Origin of the sequence: Amycolatopsis sp. NPDC001319, from assembly GCF_042896185.1 — a bacterium.
Taxonomy (GTDB): Bacteria; Actinomycetota; Actinomycetes; order Mycobacteriales; family Pseudonocardiaceae; genus Amycolatopsis.
The window spans coordinates 799,624-824,322 of sequence record NZ_JBIAWY010000002.1; the positions used below are offsets into that span (position 1 = coordinate 799,624).

General features: G+C 74.7%; 1 protein-coding gene (only partly in view). It reads right to left on the reverse strand.

The window, feature by feature from the left end; genetic code table 11:
• Nucleotides 1–24,699: the 3' portion of a type I polyketide synthase gene (locus ACFY1H_RS09155; RefSeq protein ID WP_386945642.1), read on the reverse strand. 2,706 nt of this gene lie beyond the right edge of the window; 24,699 of the gene's 27,405 nt are visible here — the last part of the coding sequence; its start codon lies off the right edge, out of view; its stop codon occupies nucleotides 1–3.

Here is a 24,699-nt window from a genome sequence, read left to right on the forward strand (position 1 = left end):
TCACTCGGTCGGCTCTTGCCCGGTCAGCGCGGCCCGCACGAGGTCGTCCACGCCCATGTCGTCGATGTCCGCACCCGCGTCCGCCTCGCCGCCTTCGGCCAGGCGCAGCAAGGTGTCCAGCACGCCGCTTTCGCGCAGCTTGGCCAGCGGCACCGCCGAGAGCAGCGCCCGCACCCGGGTCTCCTCGTCGCCGGCCTCGGCCGCTTCCGGAGCCAGCTGCTCCAGGAGGTACGCGGCCAGCGCCTCGGGCGTCGGGTGGTCGAACACGAGCGTGGAGGGCATCGTCAGCCCGGTCGCCGCCGTGAGGCGGTTGCGCAGTTCGACCACGCCGAGCGAGTCGAACCCGAGGTCCCGGAACGGCTTGTCCGGTCCCACCACGTCGAGGTCGGCGTACCCGAGCACCTCCGCGGCTCGCACCCGCACGAGGTCCAGCACGGCCTCTTCGCGCTCGTCGGCGGGCAGGCCGGCGAGGCGCTCGCGGAACGCGGACGTCTCCTCGGCCGGCGCGGCCGCTGCCGGTTCGACGTAACCCGGCAGGTCGCGCAGCAATGGATTGGGCCGCCCGGGTCCGCCGCTGAAGCCCCCGGCGTCGACCTGGACCACCACCGCCGTCGGACGTGGTTCGGTGACGAGCTGCCGCAGTGCGAGCACGGCCAGATCCGGGTCCATCGCGGCGATCCCGCTGCGGCGCGCGGCAACCTCGGCCGCCGCCCCGGTCGCCATCCCGGCTCCGCCCCAGGCGCCCCACGCGATCGACGTGGCCGCGAGCCCTTCGGCCCGGCGCCGTTCGGCGAGGGCGTCGAGCACCGCGTTGGCGGCGGAGTAGTTGGCCTGCCCCGGGTTGCCGACCACGGCCGACGCCGAGGCGAACAGCGCGAACACCGCGAGGTCGTGGTCGCGGGTCAGCTCGTCGAGCAGGAGCGCCGAACCGACCTTGGCGCGGAACACGGCTTCGAACCGGTCCGGCGTGAGTCCGTCGAGCACACCGTCGTCGAGCACACCGGCGGTGTGGACCACGGCGGTGAGCGGCACGTCGGCCGGGATCCCAGCCAGCAGCTCGGTGAGCGAGGCCCGGTCGGCGACGTCGCAGGCGGCGATCGTCACGCGGGCACCCCGGTTTTCGAGCTCGGCAGCCAGCTCGGCCGCCCCGGGCGCGGACTCGCCGCGTCGGCTGGCGAGCAGCAGGTGCCCGGACCCGGCCTTGGCGAGCCGGCGCGCGACCAGCGCCCCGAGTCCGCCGGTGCCACCGGTGATGAGCACCGTGCCCGTCGGGTCCCAGGTGCGGGCTTCGCCGCCGGCCGGAGCCGGCGCCAGGCGCGCCCCGAACACCGCGGACGCGCGCACGGCGAGCTGGTCCTCCCCCGCCGGGTCCGCGAGGGCACCGGCGAAGCGGGCGGCCGAACGCTCGTCGAGCATCTCCGGCAGGTCGACGAGCCCGCCCCAGCGGTCGGGGTGTTCCAGCGCGGCGACGCGGCCGAGCCCCCAGCAGGCGGCCTGCAGCGGGCTGGTCACGTCCGTGCCGCCCGCCGGCACCGCACCCCGCGTCACCGCCCACAGCGGCGCGGTGGTCCCCGCGTCGCCCAGCGCCTGCAGCAGGGTCGTGGTGGCCGCGAGCCCGTGCGGCACGCCGGACGTCGTGCGTTCGTCGAGGGCGAGCAGCGAGACGACTCCGGTCACCGGACCCGCCGCGCGCAGCTCCTCGGCGAGCGCGGCCCGGTCCTGGCCGCCGACAGCCAGGCGAACCACGTCGGTGCCCAGCGCGGCGACCGCAGCGTCCGTCCAGGCGTCGCCGTCGTGCGTCTCGGGGACGACCGCGAGCCAGGTGCCCGCCGGAGCGGCCTCGGCCGCGCCGGTCAGCGGCGACCAGGTGACGCGGTGGCGCCAGGAGTCCACTGTGGACCGGTCGGCGACGGTCTTGTGCCAGCCGAGCAGCGCGGGCAGGACCTGGCCCAGCGCACCGGCGTCGACGTCGAGCGTGCTGCTGAGGTGCTCGAAGTCCTCCTCCCGCACGGCCGACCAGAAAGCGTCGTCACGCGAGGACTCGGCGGCGGGGGCGGCGCCGAGGGCCTGGCTCTCGGGCCAGAACCGCTCGTGCTGGAAGGCGTACGTCGGCAGGTCCACCACGCGGTGGCGGCCGAGCAAGGCCCGCCAGTCGGGGCTCAGGCCCGCGACGTGCAGCCGGGCCAGCGCCCCGAGCAGCGCGCCCGGTTCGCCGCGGTCCTTGCGCAGCACCGGAACGAGCGTCGCGCGGTCGTCGAGGGTCGCCGCCGCCATCGCGGAGAGGACCCCGTCGGGACCGATCTCCACGAACACATCGGCACCGGCCTCGGCCAGGCCGGCAACACCGTCGGCGAAGCGGACCGCGTCGCGGACGTGGCGCACCCAGTACTCCGGGGTGAGCACCTCGTCGCCGGCCGGCGCGCCGGTGACCGTGGACACGAGCGGCACCACCGGAGCGGCGTAAGCCACGCTCCGGGCCACCCGGCGATAGTCGTCCAGCATCGCGTCCATATGAGGTGAGTGAAACGCATGGGAGACCCGCAAACGCCTAGTCTTCCGGCCCTCGGCCGCGAACCTCGCGGCGAGCGCTTCGGCCTCCGATTCGTCCCCGGCCACCACCACCGCGGCCGGGCCGTTGACCGCCGCCACCGAGATCCCCGGCGTGAGCAGCGGCGTGACCTCGTCCTCGCGGGCCTCGATCGACACCATCGCCGACTCGGCCCCCGGCAGCGCGTCCATCAGCGTCGCGCGGGCGACGACCAGGCGGGCGGCGTCGGCGAGGGAGAAGACGCCGGCCACGTGGGCCGCGGCCAGCTCGCCGATCGAGTGCCCGGCCACCACGTCCGGCCGGATGCCGAGCGAGGTGACCAGCCGCACCAGCGCGACCTCCACCGCGAACAGCGCGGGCTGCGTGTAGCCCGTGCGGTCGAGCAGCTCGGCCTCGGCCGTGCCGGGCTCGGCGAACACGATCTCCCGCAGCGGGCGCTCGAGGTGCGCGTCCAGCGCGGCCACGACCTCGTCGAAGGCCTCGGCGAACACCGGGAACCGGTCGTAGAGCTCGCGGCCCATGCCGGCGCGCTGCGCGCCCTGGCCGGTGAACAGGAACGCGGTGCGGCCCAGTGACCGCGCCCGGCCCTCGCTCACCGACGGGGACGGCGCGCCCTCGGCGAGCGCGGTCAGCCCGGCCAGCAGCTCGGCGGTGTCCGACGCCAGCACCGTCGCGCGGTGCTCGAACGTCGCACGGGTGGTGGCCAGCGCGTACGCGACTTCGGCGGGCGAGAGGCCCGGCTCGTCGAGCAGGCGGTCGCGCAGCCGCTGGGCCTGCGCCTTCAGCGCCCCTGGTGTGCGGCCCGAGACCGGCACCAGTACCGGCCCGGCGGACTCCTCGGCCGAGACCGCGGGCTGTTCGGGCGCCTGCTCCAGGATCACGTGCGAGTTCGTGCCGCTGGCGCCGAACGACGACACCGCCGCGCGCCGCACCCGGCCCACCTCCGGCCAGGCCCGGGACTCGCCGACCAGCTCGATCGCCCCCGCGCTCCAGTCCACCTGGGACGTCGGCGCGTCGGCGTGCAGGGTCTTCGGCAGCACGCCGTGCTGCATCGCGAGCACCATCTTGATCACGCCCGCGACACCCGAGGCCGACTGCGTGTGGCCGAGGTTCGACTTCACCGACCCCAGCAGCAGCGGGTGTTCCCGCTCGCCGCCGTAGATCGCGAGCAGCGCCTGGGCCTCGATCGGGTCACCCAGCTTCGTGCCGGTGCCGTGGGCTTCGACCGCGTCCACTTCGGACGGTTGCAGGCCGGCGCCGGCGAGCGCCTTGCGGATCACCTTCTGCTGCGCCGGACCGCTGGGCGCGGTCAGGCCGTTGGAGGCGCCGTCGGAGTTGATGGCCGAACCCCGCACCACGGCGAGGATCCGGTGGCCGTTGCGCACGGCATCGGACTGGCGTTCCAGCACCAGCATGCCGACGCCCTCGGCCCAGCCGGTGCCGTTCGCCTCGTCGGAGAAGGCCTTGCACCGTCCGTCCGGCGACAAGGCGCCGAGGTCGCTGAACTCGACGAAGTTCACCGGCGTCGACATCACCGTGACCCCGCCGGCCAGCGCGACCGAGCACTCACCGCTGCGCAGGGCCTGGGCGGCGAGGTGCATCGCGACCAGCGAAGACGAGCACGCCGTGTCGACCGACACGGTCGGGCCCTGGAGGCCGAACGTGTAGGCCAGGCGCCCGGAGAGCAGGCTCGACGACTGCGCCGTCTGCCAGTGCCCGCCCTCTTCGCCGAGCACGGGCCGGTAGTCGCCGCTGCCGCCGCCGACGAACACGCCCGCGTCGGTGCCGCGCAGGCCGGCCGGGTCGACCCCGGCGCGTTCCAGCGCCTCCCACGCGGCTTCGAGCACGATGCGCTGCTGCGGGTCCATCACCACGGCCTCGCGCGGCGAGATCCCGAAGAAGCCGGGGTCGAAGTCCGCGACGTCGTAGAGGAAACCGCCCTGGCGCGTCACGCTCGTGCCCGGCGTCTCCGGGCCGCCGGCGAACAGCTCGTCCATCGGCCAGCCGCGGTCGGCGGGCATGTCGCCGACCGCGTCGACCCCGTCGGAGACGAGGCGCCACAGGTCTTCCGGCGACCGGACGCCACCGGGGTAGCGGCAGCTCATGCCGACGATCACGATCGGGTCGTCGGTGACCGCCGCCGTGGTCACCACGCCGGCGCCGCTGTCGTCGGCGCCGAACAGCTCGGCGTCGAGGAAAGCCGCCAGCACCTGCGGGGTCGGGTGGTCGAACGCGAGGGTGGCCGGGAGCGCCAAGCCGGTGGCGTCCCCGAGCTGGTTGCGCAGGTCGACCGCGGTGAGCGAGTCGAATCCGAGGTCCTTGAACGGCAGGTCGGCGGCGACCGCGTCGGCGCTCGCGTGGCCGAGGACCAGCGCCGCCTTCTCCCGCACGGCGGCGAGCAGCCGCCGGATGCGGTCCGCCTGCGGCAGTTCGCGCAGTTCCCCGGCGAGACCGGCCGTCTTCTGCGTGACCGCCTGAGTGAACTCGGGCAGCTCGGTGAACAGGTTCGTGGGGCGCGTCCGGGTGAACGCCGGGGCGAACTTCTCCCACTCCACGTCCGCGACGATCGCGGCCGGGGCGCTCAATGCCGTCACCGCGGCCGCGGGTGGCATCGCGGGAAGACCCGACAGGCGCAGGTGCCCGGCGAGAGCGTCGTCGGTGCCGGCCCAGGCGCCCCAGGCGATCGCCTGCCCGGCCAGGCCACGCAGGCGCCGGCGTTCGGCGATCGCGGCCAGCTGCACGCCGATGGCGGCTTCGTCGGCGCGGCCGGCCGCGCCCCAGGCTCCGGCGAGGGAACCGAACACGAGGAACGCGTCGAGCTCGCGGTCGCCGAACAGGGTGTCGAGGGTTTCGGCGCCGCCGAGCACCGCGGCGACCGGGTCGCCGTGGCCGGTGCCGTCGTCGGCGTGGACCACGGCGGTCACGTCCGCGACCAGCTCGGCCGACAGCTCGGTGACGACCTCGGCCGGCACGCCCAGCTCCGGAGCGTCCACAAGGGACGGTGCCGTGAGCAGGAGCCGCTCGGCGCCGTGCTCGGCGAGCCACCCGGCCACGGCCAGGCCGGTGCCGGTCGTCCCGCCGGTGACGAGGACGGTGCCCCGCGGCGTCCACCGCTCCCCCGCGACCGCGCGGACGATCCGGCGGCCGAACACGCCGCCGGAGCGGACCGCGACCTGGTCTTCGCCGCCCGCCAGCGCTGCGGCCAGCCGGGCGAGGGCACGGTCGTCGGGCTCGGCGGGCAGGTCGACGAGGCCACCCCAGCGTTCGGGTGCGTCGAGCGCGGCCACCCGGCCGAGCCCCCACACCGCGGCCTGCGCCGGGTCGAGGTCTTCGTCGTCGCCGACGGCCACGGCACCTCGCGTGACGCACCACAGTGGAGCGTCGACGCGGTCCAGCAGGCCGGCCGGCGCGACGTCCAGCAGCGACAGCACTCCGGTGAAGTCCGTCTCCGCGGGCAGCGCGTCGAGCTCGGCGGCCACGGCCGTGTCACCCAGGGCGGCCAGGATCGCGGTCACGTACTCGTCGCGCTCCGCCGGGACGAGCACGAGCCAGCGCCCCTCGGCACCGCCGTCGGGCGTGATCGGCCGCCACACCACGTCGTACTTCCACTGCGGCACCCGCGCCTCGTCCTGCCGGCCGCGGCGCCAGCGCGCCAGCGCCGGCACGAGGGTGGCGAGCTGGTCGCCGTCGAGGTCGAGGCTCGCCGACAGCGTCTCGAGGTCGGCGTCTTCGACCGCGGCCCAGAACCCGGCGTCCGCCGGATCCGGCGCGACCTGCGCGTCGAACTCCGGCCAGTAGCGCTCGCGCTGGAACGCGTACGTCGGCAACACGACACGTCGGGCGCCGGTGCCGGCGAAGTAGGCCTCCCAGTCCACGGCGACCCCGCGACCGTGCAGCCGGCCGAGGGCGCCGGCCCACGCGGCTTCTTCACCCCGGCCCTTGCGCAGCGCGGCGATGGCTTCGGTGTCCTGCCCGAGACCGGCCTGCGCGAGTGCGGTGAGCACCCCGTCGGGACCGAGCTGGAGGAACGTCGTCACGCCCTGGCCGGTCAGCGTCGCGACGCCGTCGGCGAACCGCACCGGCTCGCGCACCTGGCGCACCCAGTACTCCGGCGACGCGAGCTCCCCGGCGGCCGCGACCGCACCGGTCACGGTGGACACGACCGGGATCTCCGGCTCGGCCAGGGTCAATCCGGAGACCACGGCCCGGAACTCGTCCAGCATCGGGTCCATCAGGGGTGAGTGGAACGCGTGGCTGACGCTGAGCCGCTTGGTCTTGCGGCCCGTCAGCCGTGCCACCACCGCGAGCACCGCGTCCTCGGCACCCGAGAGCACCACGGCGTCCGGGCCGTTGACAGCGGCGAGCGCCACGTCACCCGAGAGCAGCGGCGTGACCTCGGCCTCGGTCGCCTGCACGGACACCATGGCGCCCCCGGCCGGCAACGCCTGCATCAGCCGGCCGCGAGCGGCGACCAGCGTGCACGCGTCCGCCAGCGAGAACACCCCGGCGACGTGCGCCGCGGCCAGCTCGCCGATCGAGTGCCCGGCCACGAAGTCCGGCCGGATCCCGAGCGAGGCGGCCAGGCGGAACAGCGCCACCTCGATCGCGAACAACGCGGGCTGCGTGTACGCGGTCTCGTCGAGCAGCTCCGAACCCGTGAAAATCACGTCGCGCAGCGGGCGGTCGAGCTCGCGATCGAAGTGCGCGAGCACCTCGTCGAAGGCCTCGGCGAACACCGGGAACCGGTCGTAGAGCTCGCGGCCCATGCCGGCGCGCTGCGCGCCCTGACCCGAGAACAGCACGGCGGTGCGGCCGGTCGTGGCCTTCGTCCGGCCCGCCTCGGCGACACCGTCCGAAGTGGACACCAGCACCGCGCGGTGGCGCAGCGCGGCGCGGCCGGTCGCGAGCGTGTAGCCCACGTCCACCGGCGACAGCTCACCGGCGGCCGCGGTCACCCGGGCGATCTGCGCGTCGAGCGCCTGCTCGGTGCGGCCCGAGACCAGCCACGGCACAGCCACCGGCTCGATCACGGCGGGCTCGGCCGGCGCCGGCTCGGGCGCCTGCTCCAGAATCACGTGGGCATTGGTGCCGCTCACGCCGAACGCGGACACCCCGGCGCGGCGCGGGCGGCCGGTCTCCGGCCACTGCGTGACGTCGTCCAGCAGCGAGATCGTGCCGCCGGTCCAGTCGACGTGCGAGGTCGGGCGCTCGCTGTGCAGCGTCTTCGGCAGCACGCCGTGGCGCATCGAGAGCAGCACCTTGATCACGCCGGCGACGCCCGCGGCGGCTTGCGAGTGACCGAGGTTCGACTTCACGGCGCCGAGCAGCAACGGCGTGGTCCGGTCGCGGCCGTAGGTCGCCAGGAGCGCGCCGGCCTCGATCGGGTCGCCCAGCTTCGTGCCGGTGCCGTGGGCCTCGACGACGTCGATGTCCGCAGTGGACAGTCCGGCGTCGGCCAGTGCCTGGCGGATCACCCGCTGCTGCGCGAGCCCGTTGGGTGCGGTGAGGCCGTTGGACGCGCCGTCCTGGTTGACCGCGCCACCGCGCACGACGCCCCAGACCTCGTGGCCGTGGCGCATCGCGTCGGACAGGCGCTCCAGCACCAGCACGCCGACGCCTTCGGCCCAGGCCGTGCCGTCGGCGTCCTCGGAGAACGCCTTGATGCGGCCGTCGGCGGCGAGACCGTTCTGCGTGCTGAACTCGAGGAACGAGCCCGGGCTCGCCATCACCGACACACCGCCGGCGAGCGCGAGCGACGACGTGCCGCTGCGCAGCGCCTGCGCCGCCCACTGCAGGGCGACCAGCGAAGACGAGCAGGCCGTGTCGACCGTGACGGCCGGGCCTTCCAGCCCGAGTGTGTAGGAAAGGCGGCCGGACAGCACACTCGCCGTGGTGCCGGTGGCGATGTGCCCCTGGATGTCGGCGGACGCGTTCTGCAGCAGCTGCACGTAGTCCTGGCCGTTGGTCCCCACGAACACGCCGGTGTCGCTGCCGCGCAGCCCGTCGGCGTCGATGCCCGCGTGTTCCAGCGCCTCCCACGTGGTCTCCAGCAGGAGCCGCTGCTGCGGGTCCATCGCGAGGGCTTCGCGCGGGGAGATGCCGAAGAAGCCCGCGTCGAAGTCCGCCGCGTCGGAGAGGAACCCGCCTTGCAGCGTGGCGGAGGCTCCGGCGGCCAGCGCTTCGAGGTCCCAGCCGCGGTCGGCCGGGAACGGCGCCACGGCGTCACGGCCCTCGACCAGCAGCTGCCACAGGTCCTCGGGCGAGCGGATCCCGCCCGGGTACCGGCAGGCCATGCCGACGACGGCGATCGGGTCGTCGTCCACCGCGCGTGCGGCCGGGGCCGACGACACCGGGGTGTCGAGCGTGCCCAGCAGCTCGCCGAGCAGGAACGCGGCCAGCGCACGGGGGCTGGGGTGGTCGAACACGATCGTCGACGGCAGCGTCAGCCCGGTCGCGGCGGCGAGCGAGTTGCGCAGCTCGACCGTGGTCAGCGAGTCGAAACCGAGGTCCGCGAACGGCTGGTCGGCCTCGACCTGGCCCGTACCGTCGTGACCGAGCACGGCCGCGACCCGCACCAGCACCAGGTCGAGCACGGCGCGGACGCGCTCGGTTTCGGGCAACCCGGCGAGCGTGCGGCGCAGGGCGTTCTCGTCCTGCTGCTCCGCGACGTCGGTCCGGGCCAGGGCACGGACCTCCGGCAGATCGGCAATCACCGGGTCCGGGCGCACGGTCGCGAAGCGCGGCCAGTCGACGTCCAGCACCGCGAGCGCGGTGTCGCCGGCCTCGATCGCATGCCACATCGCGGTGATCGCCGCGGCGGGGTCGAGCAGGCCGAAGCCGCCGCGCCGAACGCGGTTCGCGATCTCCGCGTCGCCGGCCATGCCGTCGTCGGCCCAGGGGCCCCAGGCGATCGACGTCGCCGGCCGGCCCGAGGCGCGGCGCTGGGCGGCGAACGCGTCGAGGTAGGCGTTGGCGGCGGCGTAGTTGCCCTGCCCCGCGGCACCGAGCGTGCCGGCGACTGAGGAGAACAGGACGAACGCGTCGACGTCGCCGGCCAGCTCGTGCAAGTTCCGCACGGCCGTGGCCTTGGCGGCGAAGACCGTGTCGAACCGTTCGGGGGTCAGGGTGTCGAGCACGCCGTCGTCGACGACGCCGGCGGTGTGGAAGACGGACCGCACCGGGTGTTCGGCGAGCAGGTCCGCAAGGGCGGCGCGGTCGGCGACGTCGCACGCGGCGATCGTCACGCGGGCACCCAGCTCTGCCAGCTCCTCGGCGAGCTCGGCCGCACCTGGCGCATCGGGGCCGCGGCGGCTCGTCAGCAGCAGGTGCTCTGCGCCTTCCGCGGCGAGCCGGCGGGCCACGCGACGGCCGAGACCGCCGGTGCCGCCCGTGACGAGGACGGTGCCGGTCGGCGTGAACGTCGTCTTCGGGTCGGTGACACTGTGCGCGAGCCGCCGGACGAAAACGCCCGACGCGCGCACCGCGAGCTGGTCCTCGTCGCCGGACCCGGCAAGCGAGGCCACGAGCCGTGCGGCGACAGCGGAGTCCAGCTCCGCGGGCAGGTCGATCAAGCCGCCCCAGCGGTCGGGGTGTTCCAGGCCGATTGCCCGGCCGAGGCCCCACACCGCGGCCTGGTCCGGGCTCACGCCGGCGTCGGCGCGGCCCACTGAGATCCCGCCGCGGGTGAGAATCCACAGTGGAGCATCGACGTTCGCGGCACCGAGCGCTTGAACCAGCGCCGCAGCGCTGAGGACTCCGGCAGGAGTATGACCTTCGCCGGTCTCGTCGGGCTCCGACAGCAAGATCACGCCGGCGTAGGGACCGGCGCCGATCTCGTCGACGTTCGGCACCGCAACGGTGTCCGTGCCCAGCGCTTCGACGACGCCGCGGGTCCAGCCGGACTCCGCCGGGACCACCACGAGCCACGTGCCCGACAGGCGTCGTTCGGCGGGCCGGAACGGTTTCCAGTCCACGCGGTAACGCCAGCCGTCCACCGTGGCCCGTTCGGTGCGGCGACGACGCCAGGCCGAGAGCGCGGGCACCATCGGCTGGAGCGTCTCGCCGTCGAGGCCGAGCTGCTCGGCCAGCGCCGTCACGTCCTCCTGCTCGACGGCGGACCAGAAGCCGGCGTCGGCGGGATCGGCCGCGACGGGAGCGAGAGCCGCGGGCTCCGGCCAGTAACGCTTGCGCTGGAACGCGTAGGTGGGCAGGTCGACGACCCGCGCGCCGTTGTCGGCGAACACGCCGTCCCACCCGATCGGCACGCCGTGGACGTGCAGGCGGGCGAGCGCACCGAGCGCGGTCGCGACCTCGTCGCGGTCGCGGCGCAGCACGGGCAGCACGAGCGCCGCTTCGGTCAGCGACTCCTGCGCCATCCCCGACAGCACCCCGTCGGGCCCGAGCTCCAGGAACGTCGTGACGCCGTGACCCGCGAGCCAGGACACGCCGTCGGCGAACCGCACGGCGCGGCGGACGTGGTCCACCCAGTACTCCGGCGAGCACACCTGCTCCTCGGTCGCGAGGTTGCCGGTCACGTTCGAGACGAACGGGATCACCGGCGCCGTGAAGCTCACGGATCCGGCGACGCGGCGGAAGTCGTCGAGCATGGCATCCATGCGCGGCGAGTGGAACGCGTGGCTCACGCGCAGGCGGCGGGTCTTGCGCTCCAGCGCGGCGAAGTGCTGCGCGATGGCCCCGGCTTCGGCCTCCTCACCGGCGATGACCACCGAACGCGGCCCGTTGATCGCGGCCAGGGACACGCCTTCGGTGAGCAGCGGGGTGACCTCGTCCTCGGTCGCCTGCAGCGCGATCATCGCCCCGCCCTCGGGCAACGCCTCCATCAGCCGGCCGCGCGCCGCGACCAGCTTGCACGCGTCCTCCAGCGTCAGCACCCCGGCGACGTGGGCCGCTGCCAGCTCACCGATCGAGTGCCCGGCGAGATAGTCCGCGCGCACGCCCCACGACTCGGCGAGCCGGTAGAGCGCGACCTCGACCGCGAACAACGCCGGCTGCGTGGAGCCGGTCCGGTCGAGCAGCTCGGTGTCGGCGCCCCAGATGACCTCGCGCAGCGGCCGGTCCAGCTCCGCGTCGAAGCAGGCGCACGCGGCGTCGAAGGCGTCGGCGAACACCGGGAACCGCTCGTACAGCTCACGGCCCATGCCCAAGCGCTGGCTGCCCTGTCCGGTGAACAGGAACGCCGTGCGCCCGCGTCCGGCACTGCGGCCGGTCACCAGGTTCCCCGCAGGCGCTCCGTCGCGCACGGCGGTGAGACCGGCGAGCAGCTCGGCCCGGTCGCCCGCGACCAGGCCCGCGCGGTGGTCGAACGCCGAGCGCGCGGCGGCCAGCGAGTACGCGACGTCCGCGAGCCGCAGGCCGGGCTCGTCCGTGAGCCGGTCCAGCAACCGCGAAGCCTGGGCGCGCAGGGCGTCTTGCGACCGTCCGGAAAGGACGACCGGAACGGCCTGCTCGACACCCGGCTCCTCGACCACGTCGACCGGCGGTGCCTGCTCCACCACGGTGTGCGCGTTCGTGCCGCTGAGCCCGAACGACGACACCCCGGCGCGCCGCGGCCGGTCGCCGCCGGGCCACGGCGTCGTCTCGGTCAGCAGCTGCACTGCACCCGTGCCCCAGTCCACATGGGACGAAGGCTCGTCGGCGTGCAGGGTCGGCGGGAGCACGCCGTGCTCCATCGCCTTCACGACCTTGATCAGGCTCGCGACGCCGGACGCCATCTGGGTGTGGCCGATGTTCGACTTGATCGACCCCAGCAGCAGCGGCCGCTCACGGTCCTGGCCGTAGGTCGCGAGCAGCGCCTGGGCCTCGATCGGGTCGCCGAGCGCCGTGCCGGTGCCGTGGCCCTCGACCGCGTCGATCTCGCCGGCCGTCAGGCCCGAGTTCGCCAGCGCCGCGCGGATCACGCGCTGCTGCGCGGGACCGTTGGGCGCGGTCAGGCCGTTGGACGCGCCGTCCTGGTTGATCGCCGAGCCGCGGATCACGGCGAGCACCGGATGCCCGTTGCGCCGCGCGTCGGACAGGCGCTCCACCAGCACGAGGCCGACACCCTCGGCGAGGCTCATGCCGTCGGCCGAGTCGGAGTAGGCCTTGCAACGGCCGTCGGGCGCCATCGCGCGCTGGCGGCTGAAGCCGATGAACGCGTTCGGCGTCGACATCACCGACACCCCGCCAGCCAGCGCGAGCGAGCTCTCCCCGCCGCGCAGCGACTGGCACGCCAGGTGCAGCGCGACCAGCGACGACGAACAGGCCGTGTCGAGCGTGATCGCCGGGCCCTCGAGCCCGAACAGGTAGGACAGCCGGCCGGACAGCACGCTGGAGAGCGCGCCGGTGATCATGTGGCCCTCGGAGTTCTCGGCACCGGCCGCGGCGCTCTCGCCGTAGTCCTGGTAGCTGGCGCCGATGAACGTGCCGGTGAGGCTGCCGCGCAGGGCCGACGGGTCGAGACCGGCGCGTTCGAACGCCTCCCACGCGGTCTCCAGCAGCAGCCGCTGCTGCGGGTCCATCGACAGCGCCTCCCGCGGCGAGATCCCGAAGAAACCCGCGTCGAAGTCGGCGACGTCGTGCAGGAACCCGCCCTGGGTCGAGTAGGTCTTGCCGTTGACGTCGGGGTCCGGGTCGAAGATCGCGTCGGCGTCCCAGCCGCGGTCGGCGGGGAAGCCGGAGATCACGTCACGGCCCTCGGAAACCAGCTCCCACAGCTGCTCGGGTGAACCGACGCCGCCCGGGTAGCGGCAGCTCATGCCGATGATGGCGATGGGCTCGTCGGTCGCGATCGCGGCCGCCGGTCCGCCGGTCGCCACGGTGGCACCGGCGACCTCGGTGCGGAGGAACTCCACCAGTGCCAACGGGTTCGGGTAGTCGAACACCATCGTGGTCGGCAGCGTCAGCCCGGTCGCGGTCGCGAGGCGGTTGCGCAGGTCGACGGCCGTGAGCGAGTCGAAGCCGACGTCGCGGAACGCCCGTTCCTCGGCCAGGTCCGCCGGATCGGCCAGCCCCAGCACGGCGGACGCCTCGGTGCGGACCAGCGCCAGGAGCCGGTCTTCCTGCTCGGCCGGGCTCAGCGCGCGCAGCTGCGCGGCGAACTCGCCTTCCGCCACCGTGCCGGCGGTCTCCTGTTCGGTGGCCTGCAGCAGCTTGACCTCGGGCACCTCGGCGAACAGGTTCGTCGGGCGCATCGCGGTGAACACCGCGTGGTAGCGGTCCCAGTCCACATCGGCCACGGCGACCACGGTGTCGTCGCCGTCGAGCGCCGTGCGCAGGCCCGAGAGCGCGAGCTTCGGGTCCATGAACACCAGGCCGCTACCGCGGATCTGCGCCGGGTCGACGCGGCCGAGCTGCAGGTCGTCGGCCCAGATGCCCCACGAGACCGACGTCGCCCGCAGGCCGCGGGCGCGGCGGTGCTCGGCGAGCGCGGCGAGGAACGCGTTGCCCGCCACATAGGCGGCGTGCTGGCCACTGCCCCACATGCCGGCGGTGGACGAGTAGAGCACGAACGAGTCGAGGTCCTCGGGCAGCAGCTCGTCGAGCAGCCGCGCGCCCACGACCTTCGCGCGGATGACCTCCGCGAACGTCTCAATCGACGTCTCGGCCAGCGTCTGCAGTCCGATGAACGCGGCCGTGTGCAGCACGTTGCGGATCTCGCGGCCCGCGTCGCGCAGCCCGGCGAGCATCGCCTCGACTTGAGCGCGGTCGCTGATGTCGCAGGCCACGACCTCGGCCTCGGTGCCCAGCTCGGCCAGCTCCGCGACCAGCTCGCGCGCGCCGGGCGCGTCGAGGCCGCGGCGGCTGGTGAGCACGACGTGCGGCGCGCCCTCGCGGGCGAGCCAGCGGGCCAGGTGCGGGCCGAGCGTCCCGGTCGCGCCGGTGACGAGCGTGGTGCCGGCCGGCGTCCACGCGCGTTCGGTCGTCCCGGCCGGAGCCCGCACGACGCGGCGGGCGAAGACCCCCGACGCGCGCACGGCCAGTTGGTCCTCCCCGGTCGCGCCGGACAGCACGGTCACCAGGCGCGCGACCGCGCGTTCGTCCGGCTGCTCCGGAACGTCGACCACACCGCCCCAGCGATCCGGGTGCTCCAGCGCGGTGGTCCAGCCGACGCCGTGCACCTGCGCCTGGGCCGGGTGGGTCACGGTGTCGGCGCGGTTGGTGGCGACGGCACCGGTGGTGACCGTCCACAGCGGAGCGTCGAGCCCGGCGTCCCCGAGCGCCTGGACCAGTGCGACGGTGAGCGCGAGGCCACTCGCGAGCTCCGGGAACTCGCCGTGGGGCGCTTCGGCCAGCGCCAGCAGCGAGACGACGCCGGTGATCTCCTCGTCCACCGGCAGCCGTCCGGCGAGCACGGAGCGGTCGCTGCAGGACTCGTCGAGCACGAGGGTCCGCACCTGCGCGCCGGCGGCGTGCAGGCCCCGGGCGATCTCGGCGCCCTCGTGGCCCTCGGTCGTGACCAGCAGCCAGGTGCCGGACAGGATGCCGCTCGGCAGCCCGGTCAGCGGCTTCCAGACCGGCCGGTACCGCCAGGAGTCCACTGTGGACGCGTCCTGCCGGCGCCGGCGCCAGTTCGACAACGCGGGCAGCACGGCGGCCAGCGAGGCACCGTCGACGTCGAGGCTCGCCGTGAGCGAGTCGAGGTCCTGACCCTCCACGGCCGCCCAGAACTCGGCGTCGGCCGGGTCGGCGTGCACCACGGGCTCCGGCTCGGCCGGAATGGCCCAGAAGTGCTGGTGCTGGAAGGCGTAGGTCGGCAGCTCGATGGGCCGGCCGCCGCCGGTGTACGGCGTGAAGTCCACCGGCACGCCACGGACGAAGGCCTCCGCGGCCGAGGTCAGGAAGCGCTGCAGCCCGCCCTGGTCGCGGCGCAACGTCCCGGTCACGGCCGTGCGGCCCGCGCCTTCCAGGGTCTCCTGCACCGGCATGGTCAGCACGGGGTGCGAGCTGATCTCCACGAACACGCGGTGCTGGTCCTCGGCGAGCGCGCGGATGGCGGGCTCGAAGCCGACGCGGCCGCGTAGGTTGCGGTACCAGTAGCTCGCGTCCATCTCCGTCGTGTCGAGCCAGCCGCCGGTCACCGTCGAGTAGAACGGGACGGCGGAAACCCGCGGCGTGATCGGGGCCAGCGCCTCGGCGAGGTCGGTCTCGATCGCCTCGACGTGCGCGGAGTGCGACGCGTAGTCCACGGCGATCTTGCGGGCGCGGACTTCCTCGGCCGTCAGCTCGGCGTGCAGGCGGTCGAGCGCGTCCGGGTCGCCCGCCACCACGACGGACGTCGGCCCGTTGACCGCGGCGATCGAAACGCCCTCGGGCAGGCGCGGCTCCACTTCGGACACGGGCAGGCCCACGGACATCATCCCGCCGTGGCCCGCGAGTGTCCGCGCGATGGCCTGGCTGCGCAGCGCCACCACGCGGGCCGCGTCTTCGAGCGACAGTGCACCGGCCACGCACGCGGCGGCGATCTCGCCCTGCGAGTGACCGACCACAGCGTCGGGCTCCACGCCATGGGCCTGCCACAACGCGGCCAGCGACACCATGACCGCCCAAGACGCCGGCTGCACCACATCCACGCGCTCCAACGTCGGCGCACCCTCGACCTGCCGCAGCACATCCAGCAACGACCAATCCACAAAAGACGAAAGGGCCGCAGCGCACTCGTGCAACCGCTCCGTGAACACGGGCGACTCGTCGAGCAGCTGCGCACCCATGCCCGCCCACTGAGAACCCTGGCCCGGGAACACGAACACCCGCTTGCCCTCGACGTCGGCCACCCCGCGCACCGCGGTGGGCAGGTCGCCCCGCAGGCCGGCGAGCAGCTCGTCCCGGCCCGTGCCGAGCACCACGGCGCGGTGCTCGAACCGGGCCCGCGTGGTCAGCAGGGAGGCGGCGACGTCACGCGGGTCGGCGGTTTCGAGCGTCGAAGCGACGTTCACGACCTGCTCGCGCAGCGCCGCTTCACTTCGCGCCGACACCACGAGCGGAACCAGGCGTTCGGGCTCGTCCGCGTGGTCGGGGACCTCCGTCGCGGGCGGCTCGGCGAGGATCGTGTGCGCGTTGGTGCCGCTGATGCCGAACGACGAGATCGCCGCGATCCGCGGCCGGTCGCCGCGCGGCCACGCGGCGGCCTCGGTCAGCAGCTGCACCGTGCCGGGCGTCCAGTCGATGTGGGCCGACCGGTCACCGGCGTGCAGCGTCCGCGGCAGGACCTCGTGCCGCATCGCCATGATCATCTTGATCACGCTCGCCATGCCGGCCGCCGACTGCGTGTGGCCGATGTTCGACTTCACCGAGCCGAGCAGCAGCGGCTGCTCCGGGTCGCGGTCCCGGCCGTAGGTGGCCTGCAGCGCCTGCGCCTCGATCGGGTCGCCGAGCGCGGTGCCGGTGCCGTGCGCCTCCACGACCTGCACGTCTTCGGTGCGCACGCCGGAGTTGGCCAGCGCCTGGCGGATCACGCGCTGCTGCGCGGGGCCGTTGGGAGCCGAGAGACCGTTGGACGCGCCGTCCTGGTTCACGGCGGAACCGCGCACCACGGCGAGGATCGGGTGGCCGTTGCGCTGCGCGTCCGACAATCGCTCCACGAGCAGCATGCCGACGCCCTCGGCGAGCGTCATGCCGTCGGCGCCGTCGCCGAACGCCTTGCAGCGCCCGTCGAGCGCCAGCGCGCGCTGGCGGCTGAAGGCGACGAACGGGCCCGGGTTGGCCATCACGGTCGCGCCGCCGGCCAGCGCCAGCGTGCTCTCCCCGCCGCGCAGCGACTGGCACGCCAGGTGCAGCGCGACCAGCGAAGACGAGCAGGCGGTGTCGACGGTGACCGAGGGTCCTTCCAGCCCGAAGGTGTACGACAACCGTCCGGAAAGGACACTCGGCTGGGTGCCGGTGACGACGTGGCCTTCACCCGCGTCGCCGGCCCCGGCGCCGTAGTCCTGGAAGGTCGAGCCGATGAACGTGCCGGTCGGGCTGCCGTGCAGGGTCGCCGGGTCGATGCCGGCGCGTTCGAAGGCCTCCCACGAGGTCTCCAGCAGCAGCCGCTGCTGCGGGTCCATCGACAGCGCCTCCCGCGGCGAGATCCCGAAGAACGCGGGGTCGAACCGGCCGGCGTCGTGCAGGAAACCGCCCCGCGTCGAGTAGGTGGTGCCGAGGTGGTCGGGGTCCGGGTCGTAGAGGCCGTCGATCTCCCAGCCGCGGTCGGCGGGGAACTCGGAAATCGCGTCGACGCCGTCGGCGACCAGCCGCCAGAACTCCTCCGGCGTGTCGGCGCCGCCGGGGAACCGGCAGGCCATGCCGATGATCGCGATCGGCTCGTCACTCGCGCCCGCGGCGGCCACGACGTTCGCCGTGGCGGCGGTGCCCAGCACCTCGGCGCGCAGGAACTCCGCCAGCGCCGTCGGGTTGGGGTAGTCGAAGGCCAGGGTCGCGGGCAGCGTCAGGCCGGTCAGCGCGCCGAGCCGCTTGCGCAGCTCGACCGCCGTGAGCGAGTCGAAGCCGGCCTCGCGGAAGGCCCGGCGCTCCCCCACCTCGTCCGAGGACGCATGGCCGAGCACGGCCGCCGCCTCGCCGCGCACCAGGTCGAGGAGCAGGCGCAGTTGCTCGGGCTCGCCGAGCGCGCTCAGGCGAGCGGCGAACTCGCCGGCCTCCGCTTCCGGCTCGTCGGCCCGCACGGCCGCCAGGCCCGCGAGCAGCGGGCTCGGCCGCATCGCCGAGAACACCGGCACGTACCGGTCCCAGTCGACGTCGGCGACGGTCACGACCGGCTCGCCCGCGACCACCGCGCGGCGCAGCTCGGCCATGGCCGGGGCGGGCGCCATCATCCCGAGGCCGCGGCGGCGCAGGTCACCCGCGACCGCGTCGTCGGTCGCCATGCCCGCTTCGGCCCACGGACCCCACGCGACGGCCGTCGCGGCCAGGCCGCGGGCGCGGCGCTGCTCGGCCAGCGCGTCGAGGTAGGCGTTGCCCGCGCCGTACGCGCTCTGGCCCGCGCTGCCCCAGACGCCCGCGATCGAGGAGAACAGCACGAAGAAGTCGAGCGGACGGTCGCCGAGCAGCGCGTCCAGGTTGACGGCGCCGGCGATCTTCGCCGACAGGACCTGGTCGAAGTAGGCCTGATCGATCTCGTTCAACGGCGTCGCCTGGCCGACACCGGCCGCGTGGACCACGCCCGTCAGGTCCGGCAGCTCCGCGAGCACGCCGGCGAGGGCGTCGCGGTCGGCGACGTCGCACGCGGCCACGGTGACGCGCGCGCCCAGCTCCTCCAGCTCCGCGGCCAGCTCGGCCGCGCCCGGTGCCTCGGCGCCGCGACGGCTGGTGAGGACCACGTGCTCGGCGCCGCTGCGGGCCAGCCAGCGCGCGACCTCCGCGCCCAGCGCGCCCGTGCCGCCGGTGACCAGCACGCTGCCGGACGCGGTGAACGCGCCTTCCGGCGGCAGGTCCTGCGCCGCGTGCCGCACGAGCCGCCGGCCGGCGACCCCGTTGGCGCGGATCGTGAGCTGGTCCTCGCCCTCCGCATCGGCCAGGACCGCGACGAGCCGGCGGGCGGCGGCCGGGTCCAGAGTGGACGGCAGGTCGACCAGACCGCCCCAGCGGTGGGGCTGTTCCAGCGCGACCACACGGCCCAGCCCCCACACCGCGGCCTGCGCGGCGCTGGTCACGGTCTCGTCCGGCGTGGTGGCGACCGCGCCGCGGGTCAGGGTCCAGATCGGCAGCGGGCCGTGGTCCTCCAGCGCGTGGACGAGCGCGACCGTCAACGCCAGCGCGTCGTCCTCGGCCGAGGCCAGCGTGGACACGATCCCGGTGACCCCGTCGAGGTCGCCCAGGTTCTCGACGGTGCCGGTGCGCACCTCGGCGCCGTGCTCGGTCAGCGCGTCGACCACGTCCTGCGGCGCGTCGGCGGGGCTGACGACCAGCCAGGTGCCCTCGAGCGCGGGCAGCGCCGAGGGCTGCAGGTGCTGCCATTCGACGCGGTAGCGCCACGAGTCCAGCAGCGATTTCTCGTGCCGCGTCTGGCGCCACGACGAGAGGGCGGGCAGCAACGCGTAGAGCGAGGCGTGCTGCTCGTCCTGCAGACCCAGGATCCCGGCCAGCGCGCCGGCGTCGCCGCGTTCCACGGCGTCCCAGAGCCGCTCGTCGGCCGGGTCCGCCGGCACCGAAGCCGAGGGTGTGTCGGGCCAGAAGAACTCGTGCTGGAACGCATACGTGGGCAGATCGATCCGCCGGCCGCCGACGCCGGTGAAGAACTCCGGCCACGCCACGACGAAGCCGCGCGTGTGCAGCCGGGCAAGGGCGGCGACGAGCGTGAGCTCCTCGTCCCGGTCCGCGCGCCGGGTCGCGACGACTTCGGCGTCGGGCAGGGTTTCCTGCGTCATCGCGGAGAGGATGCCGTCCGGGCCGAGCTCCAGGAACGTGCCGACGCCTTCGGCCGCCAGCGCGCGGACGCCGTCGGCGAAGCGGACGGTGCCGCGGACGTGGTCCACCCAGTAGTCCGGCGAGCACAGCTGCTCCGCCGTCGCGACGGTGCCGGTGAGGTTGGAGACGACCGGCAGCTGCGGTGGCGAGTAGGTCAGGTTCGCCGCGACGGCGCGGAACTCCGCCAGCATCGGGTCCATCCGCGGCGAGTGGAACGCATGGCTCACCCGCAGGCGCTTGGTCTTGCGGTCGAGCGCGGCGAAGTGCTCGACGATCGGCGTCACGGCCTCGTCGTCGCCGGAGATCACGACGGACGCGGGACCGTTGACGGCCGCGATCCCCACACCGTCGGTGAGCAGCGGCGTCACCTCGTCCTCGGTCGCCTGCAGCGCGGCCATCACTCCGCCGGTGGGCAGCGCCTGCATGAGCCGGGCCCGGGCGGAGACGAGCGCCGCGGCGTCGGCGAGGGAGAACACGCCGGCGACGTGCGCGGCGGCCAGCTCGCCGATCGAGTGCCCGGCGAGGAATGCGGGCTTCACGCCCCACGAGCGCACCAGGCGGTAGAGCGCGACCTCGAACGCGAACAGCGCGGGCTGCGTCCAGCCGGTCTCGTCGAGCAAGCCGTCGCCGGCCGCCAGGACTTCACGCAGCGGCCGGTCCAGGTACTCGTCGAACGCGGCGCAGACCTCGTTCAGCGCCTGTGCGAACACCGGGAACCGCTCGGCCAGGTCGCGGCCCATCCCGGCGCGCTGGCTGCCCTGGCCGGTGAAGAGGAACGCCAGCCGTCCGGCCGCCCCGGTCTCGCCGTTGACCAGCGCGGAGTCCGAACGCCCGTCGGCCAGCGCTTCGAGTGCGCGGGCCGCGGTCTCCGCGTCGGTGGCGAGCACGGCGGCGCGGTGCTCGAAGTCCGACCGCGTGGTGACCAGCGAATGCGCGACGTCGGCGACGTGCGCCCCGTCCACAGTGGACCGCAGCCGGGCGGCTTGCGCGCACAGCGCCTTTCCGCTGCGGCCGGAGACCAGCCACGGCAGCACCCGGTCGGTGGTCGGCGCCTCGATCACCTTCGGCGCGGCCGGCTGCTCCAGGATGAGGTGCGCGTTGGTGCCGCTGATGCCAAAGGACGACACCCCGGCCCGCCGCGGCCGGGCGGACTCGGGCCACGCGGTGTCCTCGCGCACCAGCTCGACCGCGCCGGCTTCCCAGTCCACATGGGACGACGGTGCGTCGACGTGCAGCGTTCGCGGGACCGTGCCGTGGCGCATGGCCTCGACCATCTTGATCACGCCGGCGACACCCGCGGCCGCCTGGGTGTGGCCGACGTTGGACTTGACCGACCCGAGCAGCAGCGGCGTCTCGCGGTCGCGTCCGTAGGTGGCCAGCAGGGCCTGCGCCTCGATCGGGTCGCCCAGCGTGGTGCCGGTGCCGTGGGCCTCGACGACGTCGACGTCGCCGGTGTCCAGGCCCGCGTTCGCGAGGGCCGCGCGGATCACGCGTTGCTGTGAAGGGCCGTTCGGGGCGGTCAGGCCGTTGGACGCACCGTCCTGGTTCACCGCGCTGCCCCGCACGAGGGCGAGCACGGGGTGGCCGTGGCGTTTCGCGTCGGAAAGCCGCTCCAGCACGAGCATGCCGGCCCCCTCGGCCCAGCCGACGCCGTCGGCGGACTCGGCGAACGCCTTGCAGCGCCCGTCGGGCGAAAGGCCGCGCTGGCGCGAGAACTCCAGCAGCGACGCCGGCGTGGACATCACCGTGACGCCACCGGCCAGCGCGAGCGAGCACTCGCCCGACCGCAGCGCGTGCATGGCCCAGTGCATCGCGACGAGCGACGACGAGCAGGCCGTGTCCACCGTGACGGCCGGGCCTTCGAGCCCGAGCGTGTAGGACACCCGGCCGGACGCCACGCTGGGCGAGGTGCCGCTGCCCTGGAAGCCTTCGAAGTCACCACCCGCGAGGACCGCGCCGTAGTCGTTGTACATCACGCCGGCGAACACGCCGGTCTGGCTGCCGCGCAACGACACCGGGTCGATGCCGGCCCGCTCGATCGCCTCCCACGACGTCTCGAGCAGCAGGCGCTGCTGCGAATCCGTGGCCAGGGCCTCGCGCGGGCTCATGCCGAAGAACGCCGGGTCGAACTCGGGCGCGTCGTGCAGGAAGCCGCCGCCGCGCGCGTAGGTGGTGCCGGTCCTGTCGGGGTCCGGGTCGTACAGCCCGGCCAGATCCCAGCCGCGGTTGTCCGGGAAGCCGGTGATCGCATCGGTGCCGGACGTGACGAGCCGCCACAGCTCCTCGGGCGAGGTCACCCCGCCCGGGTACCGGCAGCTCATGCCGACGATCACGATCGGGTCGTCGGCCGCCGCGGCGCGAGTGGTGCCCACGGTCGCCGCCGGGGCCGAACCGAGCAGCTCCTCCACGACGTGCGCGGCCAGCGCGGCCGCCGTCGGGTAGTCGAACACGACCGTGGCCGCCAGCCGCAGGCCCGTCACGGACCCCACGCGGTTGCGCAGCTCGACCGCGGTCAGCGAGTCGAAGCCGAGGTCGGAGAACGCGCGGGCCGGGTCGATCGCGTCGGCGCCGCCGTGGCCGAGGACCGCGGCCACCTGGGCGCGGACGAGCTCCAGTACGACGTCGGCGCGTTCGGCCTCGCCGAGCCCGCTCAGCCGCTCCGCCAGGCCGACCGCGGCCGACCCCGCGACGACGGACCGCCGGGCCGGGCCGCGGATCAGCCCCCGGAGCAACGGCGGCACCGCGCCCTGCGAGCGCAGCACGGGCAGGTCGAGGCGGACGGCCACGAGCACGGCGTCGTCGGCGGTGAGCGCGGCGTCGAACAGGGCCACGCCCTGCGCCACCGGCAGCGCGGGCGTCCCGGCGCGGGCCATGCGGCTGAGGTCCTCTTCGGACAGCGTGCCGGTCATGCCGCCGGTGCTCGCCCACGGACCCCACGCCAGTGACACGGCCGGCAGGCCCTGGGCCCGGCGGTACTCGGCGAGTGCGTCGAGGAAAGCGTTGGCGGCCGCGTAGTTGCCCTGGCCCGGCGCGCCGAAGACGCCGGCGAACGAGGAGAACGTGACGAACGCGGTGAGGTCGCTCGTGAGCTCGTGCAGGTTCCAGGCGGCGTCGGCCTTCGGGCGCAGCACGGTGTCGAGGCGCTCGGGTGTGAGCGACGCGAGGACACCGTCGTCCAGCACGCCCGCGGTGTGCACGACGGCGCGCACCGGGCGTTCGACCGACGCCAGGGCCGCGGCGAGGGCCTCGCGATCGGCCGCGTCGCAGGCGAGGACAGTGACTTCCGCGCCCTCCTCGGTCAGGTCCGCGACCAGTTCTGCCGCGCCGGGGGCGTCCGGGCCACGACGGCTGAGCAGCAGCAGGTGCCGCACGCCGTACTCGGCCACGAGGTGATGAGCGAACACCGCGCCCAGTCCCCCGGTGCCGCCGGTGACGACCACCATGCCCTCGGGATCCCACGCGACCTCGTCGGGGGCGACCGGCAGCGCGGCGCGGCTCAGCCGAGCGGCGTAGGTGACGCCCTCGCGCACGGCCAGGTCCGGCTCGTCACTGGAGTAGACCTCGGCGGGCGGCTCACCGTCCGCGTCCAGGTCCAGCAGGCCGAAGCGGCCCGGCAGCTCGCTCTCGGCCGCGCGCACCAGTCCCCGCACGGCCGCGGCCGCCGGGTCGGTGACCGGCTCCCCCGCCACCGAAACGGCACCGCGCGTCACGAAGACCAGACGCTGGTCGCCCGAAGCCGCGTCCTGGAGCAGCCGCAGGGCGTGGGCGGTCAGCGAGTGGGCGTCGCCGATCGGGTCGCCGGTGCCCTCGATCGGCACGAGCACGACATTCGATTCGTCCACCTCGGAGGCCTGAATCCCACGCGGACGGACCCACGACACGGCGAAGAGCGCATCGCGCTGCACGGTCGCGGCGGAGTTGAGGTCGTCGGCCGACATCGGCCGCACCGTCAGGGCTTCGACCGAGGCCACGGGCGCGCCCGTGCTGTCGGCGACCGCGATCGACACCGCGTCGCTGCCCGCGGGCGAGAGCTTCACGCGGACCGAAGCCGCACCGGCCGCGTGCAGGGCCACGCCCTCCCACGAGAACGGCAGGCCCGCCGGGCCACCGTCCGGGCGGCCGAGCAGCAGGGCGTGCAGCGTCGCGTCGAGCAGCGCCGGGTGGATCCCGAACGCGCCGGCGTCGGCTCCGGGCCCGGCCGGCAGGGCGACGTCGGCGAACACGTCGTCGCCGCGGCGCCACACCGAGCGCAGGCCCCGGTACGCCGGGCCGTAGGCGAAGCCGGCTTCGGCCAGCCGGTCGTATCCGCCGTCGAGGTCCACGGGTTCCGCGTCGGCCGGTGGCCAGGCGGCCGCGTCGGAGGCGACCGACGCGGTGCCCGGGGAAACGGTGCCCGCCGCGTGCTGGGTCCAGGGCTGCTCGTCCTCGCCGTCGGACCGCGAGTAGACGTTCACGCCCCGGCGGCCGGCCGCGTCCGGCGCGCCGACCCACACCTGTACCTGCACGGCGCGGTGGTCGGGCAGCACGAGCGGCGCGGCCAGGGTGAGGTCTTCGACGAGGCCGCAACCGACCTCGTCACCGGCCCGCAGCGCCAGCTCGAGGAACGCGGTGCCCGGCAGCAGCACCGCGCCGCGCACGGCGTGGTCGGCCAGCCACGGGTGCGTCCGGGTGGACAGCCGGCCGGTGAGCAGCAGCCCGTCGGAGTTGGCCAGTGTCACCGCGGCGGCGAGCAGTGGGTGGTGCGCCGCGCCGAG